1 protein-coding gene is annotated in these 605 nt (G+C 30.9%); it reads left to right on the forward strand.

The features are described from left to right. The coding region (locus tag ACSMFO_RS40205; RefSeq protein WP_436462547.1) for a pLS20_p028 family conjugation system transmembrane protein at positions 1-605 on the forward strand (605 nt) is incomplete at both ends.

Below are 605 nucleotides of genomic sequence, written 5' to 3' on the forward strand. Positions count from 1 at the left end.
CAGAGTACTTAGATGTTGGAAATATCGTCACCTATATGTTACGGAAAGTTGGATGGGCGTGTATTCAACTTCTTTCGTTTCTGGTGGATGGATTGGAAGGAATTACAGATAGTATTTTAGGAATTAAGACATTTTTTAATTCACCTGAAATCCAAGATTTTATTACCAAGATTCAACCCTTTTTATATGTATTACTGGCTTTTTCCTTTTTGTATATTGGCTACATGTTGATTATTCAAAAGAAAGTCAATCGTGAACAGATTATGATTAACATTTTTATTTCGATGGCAGTCTTACTTTTATTAAACACAAGTATGTTAAAGGCAGATAAATTCACTGACCAAGCCATTGAAGCTGTTGATTTAAATGAAAAGGGTACCGTAAGTGAAAAGATAATTAAAAGTAATATAACAGATGTAGCGCAATTCGATCTTACGAAATGGAAGAGTCCCAAATTAAAAGAATCGAATAAAGTGCCACAAAAAAATATTATGATGATTGATATTACAGAAAAAATTGATAAGGATTTTGAGGTTAGCAAAGGAAAAGATTTAAGTAATGATAGTAAGAAGATATTAGAAAGCAAAACAGCAATTGCACCAGAT

The organism is Amycolatopsis sp. w19 (assembly GCF_051373225.1).
GTDB lineage: Bacteria > Actinomycetota > Actinomycetes > Mycobacteriales > Pseudonocardiaceae > Amycolatopsis > Amycolatopsis japonica.